Origin of the sequence: Methylocystis sp., assembly GCF_051062815.1 — a bacterium.
In the GTDB taxonomy this organism is placed as follows: domain Bacteria; phylum Pseudomonadota; class Alphaproteobacteria; order Rhizobiales; family Beijerinckiaceae; genus Methylocystis.
The window spans coordinates 47,235-62,678 of sequence record NZ_JBPFDU010000044.1 but is presented as its reverse complement, the minus strand read 5'-3'; the positions used below and the strand labels follow the sequence as shown (position 1 = coordinate 62,678).

The window sequence follows — 15,444 nt, the reverse complement described above, 5'->3', positions numbered from 1 at the left end:
CAGGATTGCTTCGCTTCGCTCGCAATGACGTTCTGCAGCTTCATCGGCAGGGATTACTCCGCCGCCTCGACTGCCGTCGGCGGCGCTTCTTCGTCTTCCGGCTCCGCGTTGGTCAGTTCGACGTTCAGCGCCAGCGAGCGCATCTCCTTGATGAGCACGTTGAAGCTTTCCGGAATGCCTGATTCGAACGTGTCGTCGCCGCGCACGATCGACTCATAGACCTTGGTGCGGCCGGCGACGTCGTCCGACTTCACGGTCAGCATCTCCTGCAGCGTATACGCGGCGCCATAGGCTTCGAGCGCCCAGACCTCCATTTCGCCGAAGCGCTGACCGCCGAACTGCGCCTTGCCGCCCAGCGGCTGCTGGGTGACCAGCGAGTAGGGACCGATGGAGCGCGCGTGGATCTTATCGTCGACGAGATGGTGCAGCTTCAGCATATAGATGTAGCCGACGGTCACCTTGCGGTCGAAGGTCTCGCCGGTGCGTCCGTCGAAGAGCCTCACCTGACCTGACGAGGCCAGTCCCGCCTTCTCCAGCATTTCGACGATGTCCTTCTCGCGCGCGCCGTCGAACACCGGCGTCGCGATCGGAACCCCGCGCTTCAAATCCTTGCCGACTTCCACAAGACTCGTCTCGCTGAGCGAGGCGAGTTCCGGATCGTCGCCGTAGATTTCCGTCAACGCTTTGCGCAAAGGCTTGCTGTCTCTGCTGCGATAGTAAGCGTCGACGGCCTGGCCGACCTGCTTGCCGAGACCGGCGCAGGCCCAGCCGAGATGCGTCTCGAGAATCTGTCCGACGTTCATCCGGCTCGGCACGCCGAGCGGATTGAGCACGATGTCGACAGGCGTGCCGTCCTCGAGGAACGGCATGTCTTCCTGCGGCACAATGCGCGAAACGACGCCCTTGTTGCCGTGACGGCCGGCCATTTTGTCGCCGGGCTGGATCTTGCGCTTCACCGCGACGAAGACTTTGACCATCTTCATCACGCCGGGCGGCAGTTCGTCGCCGCGCTGCAATTTCTCGACCTTGTCGAGGAAGCGGTTTTCAAGCCCCTTCTTCGACTCGTCATATTGCTTGCGCACGGCTTCGATCGACCCCATCAGCGCGTCGTCCTCGACGACGAAGGTCCACCACTGCGAGCGGGGATATTCGTCGAGGATCGCCTGAGTCAGCTTCTCGCCCTTCCTGAACGACTTCGGGCCGGCGATGCCGACCTTGCCGATCAGCGTTTCACAGAGACGCGTATAGACGTTGCGGTCCAGGATCGCGAGTTCGTCGTCGCGGTCCTTGGCGAGACGCTCGATCTCCTCGCGTTCGATCGCCTGGGCGCGCTCGTCCTTCTCAACGCCGTGGCGGTTGAAGACGCGCACCTCGACGATCGTTCCCTGAACGCCCGGCGGCACGCGCAGCGACGTGTCGCGCACGTCGGAGGCCTTTTCGCCAAAGATGGCGCGCAGGAGCTTCTCTTCCGGCGTCATCGGGCTTTCGCCCTTTGGCGTGATCTTGCCGACGAGAATGTCGCCCGCCTGCACTTCGGCGCCGATATAGACGATCCCCGCCTCGTCGAGATTCTTCAGCGTCTCTTCCGAGACGTTGGGAATATCGCGGGTGATTTCTTCCGGACCGAGCTTCGTGTCGCGCGCCATCACCTCGAATTCATCGATGTGAATGGAGGTGAACACGTCGTCCTTGACGATGCGCTCGTTGAGGAGGATCGAGTCCTCGAAGTTGTAGCCGTTCCAAGGCATGAAGGCGACGAGCACATTGCGCCCGAGCGCCAGATCGCCAAGGTCGGTCGACGGACCGTCGGCGATGATGTCGCCCTTCACCACAAGATCGCCGACGCGAACGAGCGGCTTCTGGTTGATGCAGGTCGACTGGTTCGAGCGCTGGAACTTCATCAGCCGATAGATGTCGACGCCGGGCTTGCCCGGATCAAGTTCTTCGGTCGCGCGAATGACGATACGGGTCGCGTCGATCTGGTCGACCACGCCGGTGCGGCGCGCCGAGATGGCGGCGCCGGAGTCGCGCGCCACGATCGCCTCCATGCCGGTGCCGACGAGCGGCGCGTCGGCCTTGACGAGCGGCACGGCCTGACGCTGCATGTTCGAACCCATCAGCGCCCGGTTGGCGTCATCGTTCTCAAGGAACGGAATGAGCGCCGCGGCCACCGACACGAGCTGCTTGGGCGACACGTCCATCGCGTCGACTTTCTCGCGCGGCACGAGCATGACGTCGCCGGCGTGACGGCAGAGCACGAGGTCTTCCGTCAGATTGCCGTCCTTGTCGACTTGCGCGTTGGCCTGAGCGACGTGATATTTCGCCTCCTCCATCGCCGACAGATAGGCGACTTCGCCGGTCACCTTGCTGTCGCGCACGCGGCGATACGGCGCTTCGATGAAGCCGTATTTGTTGACGCGGGCGAATGTCGCGAGCGAATTGATCAGGCCGATGTTCGGACCTTCCGGCGTCTCGATCGGACAGATGCGGCCGTAATGCGTCGGATGCACGTCGCGCACCTCGAAGCCCGCTCTTTCACGGGTCAGTCCGCCCGGACCAAGCGCCGAGAGACGACGCTTATGCGTGATCTCCGACAGCGGATTGGTCTGATCCATGAACTGCGACAGCTGCGACGAACCGAAGAATTCGCGCACGGCGGCCGCCGCCGGCTTGGCGTTGATCAGGTCCTGCGGCATGACCGTGTCGATGTCGACCGAAGACATGCGCTCCTTGATGGCGCGCTCCATGCGCAGCAGGCCGAGGCGATACTGATTCTCCATCAGCTCGCCGACCGAGCGCACCCGGCGGTTGCCGAGATGGTCGATGTCGTCGATTTCGCCGCGACCATCGCGCAGATCGACGAGCGCCTTGACGACCGCGAGGATATCCTCGCGGCGGAGCGTCCGCGTCGTGTCCGGAGCGTCGAGATCTAGGCGCATGTTCATCTTCACGCGGCCCACGGCCGAGAGGTCATAGCGCTCCGGATCGAAGAACAGCGAGTGGAACATGTTTTCCGCCGTGTCCATCGTCGGCGGCTCGCCCGGGCGCATGACGCGATAGATGTCGAACAGCGCCTCTTCGCGGATCGAGTTCTTGTCGACGGCGAGCGTATTGCGGATGTAGGGGCCGATATTGATGTGGTCGATGTCGAGCACCGGCAGCTCGTCGAAGCCCTTTTCCATCAGCAACGGCAGCGTCTTCACAGTGATCTCGTCGCCCGCTTCGGCGAAGATCTCGCCGGTGGCGGGGTCGAAGAGGTCCTGCGCGAGATATTGGCCGTAGAGCTCTTCGGGCGCGACGCGAATCGCCTTCACGCCCTTCTCGGCGAGTTGGCGCGCGGCGCGCACGGCGAGCTTCTTGCCGGCTTCGAGAATCACCTGGCCCGTGTCGGCGTCGACCATATCGGCGACGGCCTTCACGCCCTTGATGCGCTCGGCGTCGAACGGCATGCGCCAGTTCTCGCCGTCCTGCGTGTAAAGGATCGTCTTGTAGAACGTCGACAGAATCTCTTCGCCATCGAGGCCGAGCGCGAACAGGAGCGACGTCACCGGAATCTTGCGCCGGCGGTCGATGCGCGCATAGACGATGTCCTTGGCGTCGAACTCGATGTCGAGCCAGGATCCGCGATAGGGAATGATGCGGGCGGCGAACAGCAGCTTGCCCGAAGAATGGCTCTTGCCCTTGTCGTGGTCGAAGAACACGCCCGGCGAGCGATGCATCTGCGAGACGATGACGCGCTCGGTGCCGTTGACGACGAAGGTGCCGTTCGACGTCATGAAGGGCATGTCGCCCATGTAGACGTCCTGCTCCTTGATGTCCTTGACCGACTTCGCCTGCGTATCGGGATCGACGTCGAATACGATGAGGCGCAGCGTCACTTTGAGCGGCGCAGCGTAGGTCATGCCGCGCTGGCGGCATTCGTCGACGTCATATTTGGGCTGTTCGAACTCGTAGCGCACGAATTCGAGCAGGGAGACCTGCGAGAAGTCGGAGATCGGAAAGACGGACTTGAAGACGGACTGCAACCCCTCGTCGGGACGGCCGCCTTTGGGCTCGTCGACAAGGAGGAACTGATCGTAGGAGGCCTTTTGGACCTCGATCAGATTCGGCATTTCCGCCGCTTCGCGGATATGTCCGAAGAATTTGCGGATGCGCTTGCGACCGGTGAACTTTCTCGCCGACGTCTGAGCCATGTCGCTTTTCGAGCCTCTTTCTTCGTTGAGCCGACCGTCCCGCTGCGAGAGGTCCTTGCCCGTCAAGCGCTCGTCATTGCGGCGTGAGTCCCGCGTCCGTGAGCGCCTTCTTTTTTCATTGGTCGCAGCCCCGGCGCGCCGGGGCTGCGACGATCTCGACGCCGCCAGAGGCGGCAGTAATTACTTGAGTTCGATCTTGGCGCCGACCTTTTCGAGAGCGGCCTTGATCTTCTCGGCCTCGTCCTTGCCCACGCCTTCCTTGATGGGCTTGGGCGCGCCTTCGACCAGGTCCTTGGCTTCCTTCAGGCCGAGGCCGGTGATCGCGCGGACCTCCTTGATGACCTCGATCTTCTTCTCGCCGGTCGCGGCCAGGATCACGTTGAACTCGGTCTTCTCCTCCGCGACCGGCGCGGCGGCGGCGGCGCCCGGAGCGGCGGCGACGGCGACGGCGGCGGCGGCGGAAACGCCCCACTTCTCTTCGAGGAGCTTCGCGAGTTCAGCCGCCTCGAGGACGGTCAGCGCCGAGAGGTCTTCGACGATCTTTTCGAGATTTGCCATTTGTTGCGTCCTTTGAATTTGGTTTGTCTGGTTCTCGGCCTCTTAGGCCGCGTCTCGATTGGCGTAGGCTCCGAAGACGCGCGCGAGCTTGGCGGCTGGCGCGGTCGAGAGCTGGGCGATCTTGGTCGCGGGCGCCTGGATGAGGCCCACGAGCTTGGCGCGCAGTTCGTCGAGGGACGGCATCGTCGCAAGCGACTTGACGCTGTCCGGATTCAGAGCAGTCTTGCCCATGGCGCCGCCGAGGATGACAAACTTGTTGTTGTCCTTAGCGAAGGCCACGGCGACTTTCGGCGCCGCCACCGGATCGTCCGAATAGGCGATCAGGGTCGGCCCCTTGAGCAGGGGCGCGATAGAGGCGACGTCGGCGCCATCGAGAGCGATCTTGGCGAGGCGGTTTTTCGCGACCTGGACCGTCGCGCCAGCATTGCGGGCCTGCTTGCGCAGGTTTTGCAGCTGGGCCACGGTCAGGCCGGAGTAGTGAGCGACGACGACGACGCCGGTCTTCGAAAAGACTTCGCGTAACGCCGCGACCGCTTCCTTTTTCTCCGCTCTGTCCACGGTTGCTCTCTCTAACTGGCGGGAATCCCGCCGGTTGCGACATGCCGCTCGCTTGAGGCGAGCGGCGCCGTAGATCCTGTCCCCGTCACGGCGCAACGCCGCGGCGGTTGAAGGGGCGCGAACCAAATTCGAAGGACGCTCGCGGGGAGCCCGTTTGCGGCCTTTAAAATTCCGGTTTCCCCGTCTGTGCAGGCCGCCTTCAAGACGACGGATCGCTCCGCCTTCCCTTGGGCCGATTGAGCCGCTACAGGGTTGAAACCCCTTGCGTGCGCCGGCAGTCTCGGACAGGACATGGCCGGACGGGACACGAGGGAGAACCCCCGGGTCCGCCGGCCTATCCACCGCCTTTTCCTAGGTCCTGTAGGGACTTGGGTCAGGCGGAAGCTCAAAACTGAAAACGGGGCCGCAGGTCGATTGGCCAGCCCCGGATCGTCTATTTAAGGGGAGTAGAGGAGTTTGCCAAGGGGAAAAACGATGTTTCTCACCCAGTTCAGCGGCGTTACCGCCGCCCCGGCGTGAACTCCATCCGAACGCGGCCGCCGCGCCCGCGCGAAAGCTCGGCGCGCCCCGAGCGCGACGCGGGACGAGAGGCGCCGCGGCCCGAAGCTTTCCCGCTGTGGCCGCCCTCGGCGGCGACGCCGGGATAGGTCGCCCCGTGCTGGCCGCGCGTCGGTCCGAAGGAGGCGAGGCAGCGGTTGTAGGCGTCGGCTTCCTTGATCGCTTCGCAGTCGTCGATGCTTCGCGGCGCGGCGAGCGCCGGAGCAGCGAGGACAGCAAGGAATGCCGCAATCGCCACGGTCAAGCCGTGACGAGGGGCTTCGCGAAATAGCCATCCAGCGGCCGCTTCACGGCTCTGCACGGCTTCCTGTCGCTGGAGATGGCGGCCCCTCATCCCCTCAGCGTCGCGCCGCATTTCTTTTGCGCCTCCGCCACGATCTTCTGCGCCACCGCCTCGATCTCCGCGTCCGTCAGGGTCTTTTCGCGCGGCTGCAGCGTGACGGCGAGGCCGATCGATTTTTTGCCCTCCGGGACGCCCTTGCCCTCATAGACGTCGAAGACGGCGACATCGGCGATCAGCGTTCGGTCGGCGCCCTGCGCCGCCTTCACCAGATCGCCGGCCGCCGCTAAGCGATCGACGATAAAGGCGAAATCGCGCGAAACCGGCTGGAGATCGGAAATGTCCAGCTTCGGCTTGATCTTCGTCGGCTTCGCCTTGGGGGCGGGGAGCGCGTCGAGAATAATCTCGAAAGCCGCGATGGGTCCCTCGACGTCCATGATTTTCAGCGCGCGCGGATGCAATTCGCCGAAATGGCCGACGATCGTCTTCGGCCCGAATTGCAGCGTCGCCGAGCGGCCAGGATGAAACCATGCCGGCCCGCCGGAAACGATCTGCAGGCCGCCGGTCGCGACGCCGAGCGCATTCAACAGCGCCATGGCGTCGGCCTTGGCGTCGAAGGCGCCGGCCGCGCGCGCCGGCGCTGACCAGTGACGCCCGGCTCCGGCGAGTCCGCGCCGCACGCCGGCCGCCGCCAGGCGCTGGCCATTCTCGGTGGCGTCGAAGAAGATCTGGCCGACTTCGAAGAGGTTCTGATCGCCAAGCCCACGCGCGGCGTTGCGGCCGGCGGCCGCCACGAGGCCCGGCAACAGGCTCGGCCGCATGTCGGAAAGATCGGCGGCGATCGGATTGGCGAGCGCCAGCGACGGCTTGCCGCCGCCAAACGCCTCCGCCTGCTCCTTGGAGACGAAGGACCACGTCACCGCCTCGACGAGGCCCTGACCGGCGAGCGCGCGGCGGGCGTTGCGGGCGCGCTTCTGCATCATGGTCAGGACCGGTGGCGCGACGCCCTCGGCGCGCGGCAGCGGCGTCGAGGGCACATTGTCGACGCCGATCATGCGCACGACTTCCTCGACGATGTCGGCCTTGCCCTCGATATCCGGACGCCATGTGGGGACGGTGATGCGCGCGTCGTCGTCGCCGGCTTTCTCGACGGTAAAGCCGAGGCGCTGGAGGATGACCGTCGCCCGCGCGGGCTCGACATCGATCCCAGCCAGCCGGTTGATCTCACTCCACGGAAAACCGATGACGCGCGGCTCGCGTGGAACCGCTCCGGCGAGCGTGAGCTCCGACGGCTCGCCGCCGCAGAATTCCAGCACGAACTGCGTCGCGAGTTCGATCCCCGCCAGCGCAAAGGCGGGATCGACGCCGCGCTCGAACCGGTAGCGCGCGTCGGTGACAATGCCGAGCTTGCGGCCGGTGTGCGCGATATTCATCGGGTCCCAGAGCGCCGTCTCGATCAGCACGTCGGTCGTCGAGTCATCGCAGCCTGAGGCCTCGCCGCCCATGACGCCCGCAAGCGATTCCGGCCCGTCGTCGTCGCAGATGACGACCATGCTCTCGTCGAGTTCGTATGTCCGTCCGTCGAGGGCGAGCAGCGTCTCGCCCATCGTCGCGCGCCGCACGACGAGATCGCCCTTCACCTTTTTCGCGTCGAAGACATGCAGCGGCCGCGCGCGATCGAATGTCAAAAAATTGGTGATGTCGACCAGCGCGTTGATCGGGCGAAGGCCGATCTCGCGCAGCCGCGACTGCAGCCAGGCGGGGCTCGGTCCGTTCTTGACGCCGCGCACCAGACGCAGGCCGAAGAAGGGCGCGAAATGCTGGTCCTCTCCGTTAAAGTCGAGCGTCACGCCGATGGGGCAGGGGAACTTGCCTTCGACGGGCAGAATGTCCTTGTTCTTGAGGACGCCCAGCTCCGCCGCCGCGAGGTCGCGCGCGATGCCGTAGACGCCGGCGGCGTCCGGACGGTTCGGCGTCAGATTGATCTCGATAATGGGATCGTCGAGCCCGGCCCATTGCGCATAGACGGCGCCGACCGGCGCGTCCTCGGGCAGATCGATGATCCCTTCATGATCGTTGGAAAGTTCGAGTTCGGCGGAAGAGCAGAGCATGCCGAGCGATTCGACGCCTCGGATGACGCCCTTGCCGAGCGTGATCTTCTTGCCGGGAATATATGTTCCTGGCGCCGAGAAGACGCTCTTCATGCCGGTGCGGGCGTTGGGCGCGCCGCAGACGACCTGAACCGGCGCGCCGGCGCCCATGTCGACCATGCAGACGCGCAAACGGTCGGCGTTTGGATGCGGCTTCGCCTCGATCACTTTCGCGATGGTGAAATCTTTCAGCTGCGCGGCGGGGTCGTGCACATGTTCGACCTCAAGGCCGATGCGCGTCAGCGTCTCGACGATCTCGCTGAGCGAGGCCGACGTGTCGAGATGTTCCTTGAGCCAGGAGAGGGTGAGTTTCATCAGTTGCGAACTTTGACGTTGTCGAGTGCTGGAGCTAAGGGGCCGTCATGCCCGCGCTCGTCGCGGGCATCCACGCGATTCGGCACAACGCTGACGAAGGAGAGCAGCACCATAGCGTTTCGTGTCTCTATTTTTCGGCGCTACGTCGATGGCCGGGACAAGCCCGGCCATGACGCGGCGAATTATCGTTAGCCGCTCAACCCGCCCGCCAGCGTCGGGAAGTCGAGCGGCCTGAAACCATAGTGCTCCAACCAGCGCGTGTCGGCGTCGAAGAAGGCGCGCAGATCCGACATGCCATATTTCAGCATCGCCAGCCTGTCGACGCCGACGCCGAAGGCGAAGCCCTGATAGCGGTCGGGATCAATGCCGCAGTTTCGCAGCACATTGGGATGCACCATGCCGCAGCCCAGAATCTCCATCCAGTCTTCGCCCTCGCCGAAGCGGATGTCGCCGCCCTGGCGCCGGCACTGAACGTCGACCTCCATCGACGGTTCGGTGAAGGGGAAGAAGGAGGGACGAAAGCGCAGCTTGACCCCCTTCACCTCAAAGAAGCTCCTTAGGAATTCTTCCAGCGTCCATTTGAGATGCCCAAGATGAGTCGTCTCATCGATGACGAGACCTTCGATCTGATGGAACATCGGCGTATGCGTCTGGTCGAAGTCGCAGCGATAGACCCGGCCAGGGCAGATGACTCGGATCGGCGGCGCCTGCGACAGCATGGTGCGCACCTGCACCGGGCTCGTATGGGTGCGCAGCAGCCGTTTCTCTCCTGACTCGGCGGTCAGAAAGAACGTGTCCTGCATCTCCCGCGCCGGATGCCCCTCGGGGAAGTTAAGCTTGGTGAAATTATAGTCGTCGCTCTCGATGTCCGGCCCCTCGGCGACGGCGAAGCCCATATCGGCGAAGATGATGGAGAGCTCGTCCGTGACCTGCGAAATCGGGTGGATGCGCCCGCGTTGCAGCGGACCCGCCGGCGCAGGCAGCGTCATATCGAGCGTCTCGGCCGTAAGGCGCGTCTCCAAAGCCGCTTCGGCAAGCTGCTCGCGCCGCGCGGCGATCGCTTCGGCCGCCTTGTCTTTCAGCGCGTTGATCTTCGCGCCCTCGGTCTTGCGCTCCTCGGGCGACATTTTGCCCAGCGTCGCGAGCAGCGCCGAGATTGCTCCCTTCTTGCCGAGCGAGGCGAGGCGCACGGCTTCGAGCGCCGCCTCGTTGGCGGCCTCGTCGATCTGGCGCAGCGTGTCTTCTTCGAGTTTGGCGAGGTCGGTCATATTGGTTTCTAATGTGGACGTTTCCGCGTCCTTCGAGACGCCCGCTCCGCGGGCTCCTCAGGATGAGGAAACGTAAAGCGCGCCGCTTGCGCCCTCATGCTGAGGAGGCTCCGCAGGAGCCGTCTCGAAGCATGTGGGCGAAGGTCAGCCGCCCTTTTCGGGAAATCTTGCGCTGCGTTCTGCCACGCGGGGGGCGTTCTGTCGAGAACGCTAGATCGCGCTGCATTTGGACGCGCCCGCTCTGCGCAAAAAAACCGGGTCCCACTTTTTCGCAGCGCGCTCTATGGCGCGGCGCGCGGCCGATGCGTGAAAATCTGCGCCAGCGCCGAAGAGACGACGCGCGAATCGACGTCGTCGGCGCGGCTCGTCAGCACGATCGGGACGCGCGCGCCGAGGACCAGCCCGGCCGTATCGGCGCCGCCCAGGAACACGAGCTGCTTCGCCAAAATATTGCCTGCCTCGAGATCGGGCGCGACCAGTATGTCCGCGTCGCCGGCGACCTCGGACTCTATGTGCTTGGCGTCGGCCGCCTCGCGCGAGATGGCGTTGTCGAAGGCCAAAGGGCCATCGAGGTCGGCCCCGGCGATCTGGCCGCGGTCGGCCATCTTGCAGAGCGCCGCCGCCTCGATCGTCGACGGGATTTTCCCCTCGATCGTCTCGACGGCCGAAAGCAGCGCCACCTTGGGACGTTCGATGCCGATCGCGTGTGCGAGATCGACGGCGTTGCGCACGATGTCGCGCTTGGCGTCGAGCGTCGGCGCAATATTGATCGCCGCGTCGGTGACGAGCAGCAATTTGTGATAATACGGCGCGTCGATCACAAAGACATGGCTGATCCGCCGGTCCGTGCGCAATCCGGCGCCGTCGCGTATGACCGCGGTCATCAGTTCGTCCGTGTGCAGCGCGCCTTTCATCAGCGCGTGCAGCCGGCCGCGGCGCACGAGCTCCACCGCCTGATCGGCGGCAGCGTGGCTGTGTGGCGCGTCGACGATCTCGACGCCTTCGAGCGAGACGCCGCTTGCGCGCGCGGCCGCCTCGATCTTCGCCCGCGGTCCGATAAGAGTCGGGACGATCAGCCCTTTGTCGCGCGCGGCGATCGCGCCTTCGACCGAGCGCGCGTCGCAAGGGTGGATGACGCCCATGCGGATGGGCGGCAGCGCCTGCGCCCGACGCACGAGGGCGTCAAGCAAGGCGCCGCGCGTGCGGGCTTGCGCCACCATGGACCAGGGCGGGCGCGACGTCGCCGTCGGCTCACAGCCAGCGCTCTGGCTCATACGGGCCTCCTTCGCTCAATTCGGTGGATCGCGGGCGATGCGATCGACGAAGAACTTTGTCGCGCGCGCCCAGGATTGATCATTGTCGCCGCGAAAATCGAACCCCTGATGATAGATCAGTTCGCCCGTCGAGACGCGCGCGATTGAAACGCCCATGCTGAGGATCAGCGTGCTGACCTTGTTGACGACGCCCGTCAGAACGAGATCGGCGCCGGCCTTGGCGGCAAGCGTCAACTCGCAGCCGTTGCAGGTGCGAATGTAGGTTTGTTTCAAGATCGCGTCGAGATCCGCCGCGATGGGGGCCCGATCGACGACGTCATAGACGCGCCGCGCGGCGAGTCCCGCGCCGATGTCGTCACGCGCCCGCGCCAGTCTTTTTGCATGTTCGGCGCTTTGGTCAACAGGTTCGTTTGACGTGTCGACCAGCTCGAAATCGAGAACGAGCAGGCGTCTGCGCGGCTCTTCCGCCAGCGCTGTCGCGGCATGCGACAGCGGGAGGGTCAGGAGCAGGGCGAGTCTGAGCAGGCCGCGGCGGTCGATCATCGCGCCTTGGCTCCATATTTGTGGAGGTGCGCGCCATGGGCGGAGAGCCAAGCTTCGGCGCGATCCGTGTCGGCGCAAAGCCGCCGCGTCAACTTCCAAAATCGCGGCGAATGGTCGAGATGCACGAGATGCGCGACCTCGTGGGCGGCGAGGTAATCGAGGACGAACGGCGGCGCCATGATCAGCCGCCAGGAAAAGTTCAGCGAGCCGGAAGCCGAACATGATCCCCATCGGCTGATCGGATCGCGCAGGCCGACGCCGCGGGGCGGCAGACTGAGTGCGCCGGTATGGCGGGCGACCGCCTCTTCAAGGTCACGCCGCGCCTCCCGCTTCAAATAATCCTGAACGCGGCGGTGCACATGTTCGGTCTGACCGGCGACGCAAAGCGCGAAGGGAGCCTCGGCGTCGTCTCTTGGCTCGATCCAGGTGACCCCGCGGCGGTCCGGATGATGGGCGATCATATGATCGACGCCGCGAAGAGGCGCGACCGAACCATGCGCGAAGGGAATGGTTGCAGGAAGCCTGTCGAGACGCGAAGCGATCCAGGCGGCGTGGCGCTGAGCGAAATCTCGCGCATCGCGCAATGATGCCCGCTTCGGCATCGTCAACACCGCATCGCGTGCGGCGAAGCGCACGCGCAAAGTGAATCGCCGCGCATTCTGTGACCGACGCAAAGCGACGAGGATTGTTTCGCCGGCGTGGACCAATGTGAGAATCGACGCGCCGCCAGTTGGCGCCGGTCCTTCGCGCAGGAGTCGAAGCATGGCGCTCATGCTAGCGCAAACGCCATATGAGTCGCGAGTTCCAAAATTGCGGCCTGATGAAAATATTTCCCTTGCGTTGCTTTTTTGCGCGCTCTGCGATGCGGGCGACTGCGAGCGCTACAGATGGCGTTCAAGCTCACGCGCGGCTTCGGCAGGGCGTCGCGCCACGTTGAACGGGCTTACGAAGCGGCCGTTCTTGTCCATCAGATAGACGACGGTGGTGTGGTCGACGGAATAGTCCTCGTCCTTGCCGGGCGCACGCTTAGAGAAGATGCGATATTCCCGCAACACGGGATCGATCGAAGCGCGCGGACCGGTGACGCCGATGATGCGCGGATCGAAATTGGAGAGATAGTCTTTGAGAGCCTCGGGCGTGTCCCGCTCCGGATCGACGGTGACGAACAGCGCGCCGACTTTCGTGTCCGGTCCCATCGCCCGCAAGATCTCCGACATCTCGAAGAGCGTGGTGTGACAAATATCGGGACAGTGCGTATAGCCGAAGAAGACGAGGAAGGGGCGGCCGAGAAAATCCTGCTCGGTCACCTGCTGCCCGGTATGCGCGGTGAGCTGAAAAGGTCCGCCGATGATTTCCGTCGACGTCGTGGGCTTGCCGCTGGTGAAGTAGACAAAGGCGCCGAATATGAGCGCGAAGACAGCGCCGACGCCGATCAGCAGCGGCCTCGATATGCCTGGTCCGCTGGCGGATTGTGCGCCCTTTGCATTGCGCTTCATTCCCTTTGCGCCACCCTTCGATCCGTTGGCCATCGTGCGTTTCCTGATTGTTGTCGTGGGCGGCGCGCGCCGCAGCGGGTCCGCTTAGCGAACCGCGAAGAGGATCAGTCCGCGAAAACTATATGGGCGTCATTGCATAAGTCCACGTCGCCAGAATCCTTCGCGTCGTCGAACGCCCAACGCGCCTCAAAGCGGCAACCTCTGGCGCCGGTGATCGGAAACCGCATGCGGCCTCCGGCGGCCAGCGGCTTATCGAGCTTGCCGACGATGGCTTCCGGGTTCTTGTCTTTTGCCGCCATGACGATCTCGAAGCTTTTCAGCGGCACGGGACGCTGGTTCTCCAGATCGACGGTTTGCGCCAGCTTCGCCGGTGCCGTTCGCGGCTTCGTTGCGCCGACCGCCTGCGCGACGCCGGCGGCGGCGATGACGCCGATCATCGCCAAGCGTAGCTTCATTGGACCTTCTCCCGGCGGGAACTTATCCCGCCCTTTTGCATTCGCCAAGCGCTGTCGGCGCCTGTGCGGCGTCGAACGGGCGGATATGCGCGTCCCGCGCCGATGGTGTAGCTTCGCGCAAATGCGATTCCTGACTGTGAAAGCGCTTTAACCATGAGCGAAACTCCGAGCCCCGCTCCAGGCAAAATCCTCGTCGGCGCAAGCGTAACGGAGGGGAAACCGCGCGCTTACCATTACCTTCTGCTCGCGCTGGGCAATCGCCACGGCTTGATCGCCGGCGCAACCGGCGGCGGCAAAACTGTTTCGCTGCAGTTGCTCGCCGAAGGTTTCTCCAACGCCGGAACCTGCGTCTTTCTCGCCGACGTCAAAGGCGATCTCGCGGGACTGTCGCAGCCGGGCGAAGGCAAGTCGGCCTTCGTCGCGCGCGCCAAGGAGATTGGCGTTGCTTACGAGCCCGATCGGTTTCCCGTCGCCTTTTGGGATGTCTTCGGCGAACAGGGACACCCTGTTCGCGCCTCCATTTCGGAAATGGGGCCGCTGCTGCTGTCGCGCCTGCTCGATTTGAACGACGTCCAAGAGGGCGTTCTGAATGTCGTTTTCAGGGTTGCGGACGAGCAGGGCATGTTGCTGCTCGATTTGAAGGATCTGCGGGCGATGCTCGCGCATGTTGCGGAGAACGCCGCGGCCTACAAACAGAAATACGGAAATGTTGCGCCCGCGAGCGTCGGCGCCATTCAGCGCCAGCTGTTGGTCTTGGAGACGCAAGGCAGCGCAAATTTCTTCGGCGAGCCGGCGCTCGACATCATGGATTTCCTGCGACTCGATCGCGACGGACGCGGGGTCATCAATATTCTCGCCGCAGACAAGCTCATGCGCGCGCCGCGGCTCTATGCCAGCTTCCTTCTTTGGATGCTTTCCGAGCTGTTCGAAGCCCTGCCGGAAGTCGGCGATCTCGACAAGCCGAAGCTCGTCTTCTTCTTCGACGAGGCGCATCTTCTGTTCAACGACGCGCCGAAGGCGCTGCTGTCCGCGATTGAGCAGGTCGTGCGTCTCATCCGCTCGAAAGGCGTCGGCGTTTATTTCATCACGCAAAATCCGCTCGACGTGCCGGATACGGTTCTGGGCCAGCTCGGCAACCGCATCCAACATGTGCTGCGCGCATTCACGCCTCGCGATCAGAAGGCGGTGCGCGCCGCCGCCGAGACGTTTCGCGACAATCGCGCCCTCGAGGAAGCCGAGGCGATCATGCAGCTTGGCGTCGGCGAAGCGCTGGTGTCCATGCTTGACGCCAAGGGAACGCCGGAAGTCGTCGAACGAACGCTGATCGCGCCGCCGTCCGCCCGCGTTGGACCGATATCGCCGCAGGAGCGGACGGCCGTCATGGCGGCGAGCGCCTTCGGGGGAAAATACGACACGATGGTCGATCGCGAATCCGCCTTCGAAATGCTGCAGGCGCGCGCCGCCAAGGGCGAAGCCGAAAGCGGCGCAGGGGGCGGTCTGCTCGGCGCGCTCGGCGGCATATTGGGCGGCATTTTTGGCAAGGGCGACAAGAAGCGCATGTCGCCCGCGGAACTTGCGGCGCGCGCCGCGATCCAATCGGCGGCGCGCTCCGCCGGCACACAGATCGCGCGCCACATTCTGCGCGGCGTGCTCGGCGGGATGTCGAAGTGAATTCGGGCGAAATGGCCATCGAATCGATTCGTTGACATGGACGGCGTGATGAAGTCGACGCGCTATTTTTCTGAACAAGTGCTGCGCGCAAGCGACCCTATATTAGTGAGTCGATGTGCAGGGCC

The 15,444-nt window shown here is 64.2% G+C and carries 12 protein-coding genes; 1 reads left to right on the top strand and 11 read right to left on the bottom strand.

Going from position 1 to position 15,444, the window contains the following annotated elements:
- Positions 1-53 precede the first annotated feature (53 nt).
- From rpoB to ACR65W_RS06665, 11 genes are all read right to left on the bottom strand, one after another.
- Positions 54-4,193 carry a DNA-directed RNA polymerase subunit beta gene (rpoB, locus tag ACR65W_RS06715; RefSeq protein ID WP_434502407.1) on the bottom strand — a complete coding sequence of 1,380 codons (4,140 nt, stop codon included), beginning with the start codon at positions 4,191-4,193 and terminating at the stop codon, positions 54-56.
- Between the two features lie 180 nt (positions 4,194-4,373).
- Positions 4,374-4,751, bottom strand: coding sequence for a 50S ribosomal protein L7/L12 (rplL, locus tag ACR65W_RS06710; protein ID WP_196401499.1), 378 nt, complete (start codon positions 4,749-4,751; stop codon positions 4,374-4,376).
- Positions 4,752-4,793: 42 nt separating this feature from the next.
- Entirely contained in the window at positions 4,794-5,309 is a 516-nt protein-coding gene (gene rplJ / locus ACR65W_RS06705) for a 50S ribosomal protein L10 (RefSeq protein ID WP_018407366.1), read from the bottom strand.
- 499 nt (positions 5,310-5,808) lie between these two features.
- Positions 5,809-6,222: a hypothetical protein gene (locus ACR65W_RS06700; RefSeq protein ID WP_434497884.1), complete on the bottom strand. Its 414-nt coding sequence runs from the start codon at positions 6,220-6,222 to the stop codon at positions 5,809-5,811.
- Positions 6,198-8,612: a phenylalanine--tRNA ligase subunit beta gene (gene pheT / locus ACR65W_RS06695; RefSeq protein ID WP_434497883.1), complete on the bottom strand. Its 2,415-nt coding sequence runs from the start codon at positions 8,610-8,612 to the stop codon at positions 6,198-6,200. Before pheT ends, ACR65W_RS06700 begins: the two co-directional genes overlap by 25 nt.
- A gap of 188 nt (positions 8,613-8,800) precedes the next feature.
- Positions 8,801-9,880 (bottom strand): phenylalanine--tRNA ligase subunit alpha, encoded by a 1,080-nt coding sequence (gene pheS / locus ACR65W_RS06690; RefSeq protein ID WP_434501003.1) that lies wholly within the window; start codon positions 9,878-9,880, stop codon positions 8,801-8,803.
- A 281-nt stretch (positions 9,881-10,161) separates the two neighbouring features.
- Positions 10,162-11,154 carry a bifunctional enoyl-CoA hydratase/phosphate acetyltransferase gene (locus ACR65W_RS06685; RefSeq protein ID WP_434501004.1) on the bottom strand — a complete coding sequence of 331 codons (993 nt, stop codon included), beginning with the start codon at positions 11,152-11,154 and terminating at the stop codon, positions 10,162-10,164.
- Between the two features lie 15 nt (positions 11,155-11,169).
- Positions 11,170-11,697 carry a DUF3280 domain-containing protein gene (locus tag ACR65W_RS06680; protein WP_434501005.1) on the bottom strand — a complete coding sequence of 176 codons (528 nt, stop codon included), beginning with the start codon at positions 11,695-11,697 and terminating at the stop codon, positions 11,170-11,172.
- On the bottom strand, positions 11,694-12,461 hold the full coding sequence (locus tag ACR65W_RS06675; protein ID WP_434501018.1) for a M48 family metallopeptidase: 768 nt from the start codon (positions 12,459-12,461) through the stop codon (positions 11,694-11,696). Before ACR65W_RS06675 ends, ACR65W_RS06680 begins: the two co-directional genes overlap by 4 nt.
- Before the next feature lie 117 nt (positions 12,462-12,578).
- On the bottom strand, positions 12,579-13,226 hold the full coding sequence (locus ACR65W_RS06670; RefSeq protein ID WP_434502405.1) for an SCO family protein: 648 nt from the start codon (positions 13,224-13,226) through the stop codon (positions 12,579-12,581).
- Positions 13,227-13,297: 71 nt separating this feature from the next.
- Entirely contained in the window at positions 13,298-13,648 is a 351-nt protein-coding gene (locus ACR65W_RS06665) for a hypothetical protein (protein WP_434501007.1), read from the bottom strand.
- Between the two features lie 153 nt (positions 13,649-13,801).
- Here ACR65W_RS06665 and ACR65W_RS06660 point away from each other — a divergent pair, with 153 nt between their 5' ends.
- Positions 13,802-15,319 carry a helicase HerA-like domain-containing protein gene (locus tag ACR65W_RS06660; protein ID WP_434501008.1) on the top strand — a complete coding sequence of 506 codons (1,518 nt, stop codon included), beginning with the start codon at positions 13,802-13,804 and terminating at the stop codon, positions 15,317-15,319.
- Positions 15,320-15,444 lie beyond the last annotated feature (125 nt).

Excerpts from the sequence above, each read along its gene's own strand:
- ACR65W_RS06660 (WP_434501008.1), top strand. The coding sequence starts at position 13,802 with ATGAGCGAAACTCCGAGCCCCGCTCCAGGCAAAATCCTCGTCGGCGCA.
- ACR65W_RS06670 (WP_434502405.1), bottom strand. The coding sequence starts at position 13,226 with ATGGCCAACGGATCGAAGGGTGGCGCAAAGGGAATGAAGCGCAATGCA.
- ACR65W_RS06685 (WP_434501004.1), bottom strand. The coding sequence starts at position 11,154 with ATGAGCCAGAGCGCTGGCTGTGAGCCGACGGCGACGTCGCGCCCGCCC.
- ACR65W_RS06700 (WP_434497884.1), bottom strand. The coding sequence starts at position 6,222 with ATGCGGCGCGACGCTGAGGGGATGAGGGGCCGCCATCTCCAGCGACAG.
- ACR65W_RS06680 (WP_434501005.1), bottom strand. The coding sequence starts at position 11,697 with ATGATCGACCGCCGCGGCCTGCTCAGACTCGCCCTGCTCCTGACCCTC.
- ACR65W_RS06675 (WP_434501018.1), bottom strand. The coding sequence starts at position 12,461 with ATGCTTCGACTCCTGCGCGAAGGACCGGCGCCAACTGGCGGCGCGTCG.
- pheT (WP_434497883.1), bottom strand. The coding sequence starts at position 8,612 with ATGAAACTCACCCTCTCCTGGCTCAAGGAACATCTCGACACGTCGGCC.
- pheS (WP_434501003.1), bottom strand. The coding sequence starts at position 9,880 with ATGACCGACCTCGCCAAACTCGAAGAAGACACGCTGCGCCAGATCGAC.
- rplL (WP_196401499.1), bottom strand. The coding sequence starts at position 4,751 with ATGGCAAATCTCGAAAAGATCGTCGAAGACCTCTCGGCGCTGACCGTC.
- ACR65W_RS06665 (WP_434501007.1), bottom strand. The coding sequence starts at position 13,648 with ATGAAGCTACGCTTGGCGATGATCGGCGTCATCGCCGCCGCCGGCGTC.
- rpoB (WP_434502407.1), bottom strand. The coding sequence starts at position 4,193 with ATGGCTCAGACGTCGGCGAGAAAGTTCACCGGTCGCAAGCGCATCCGC.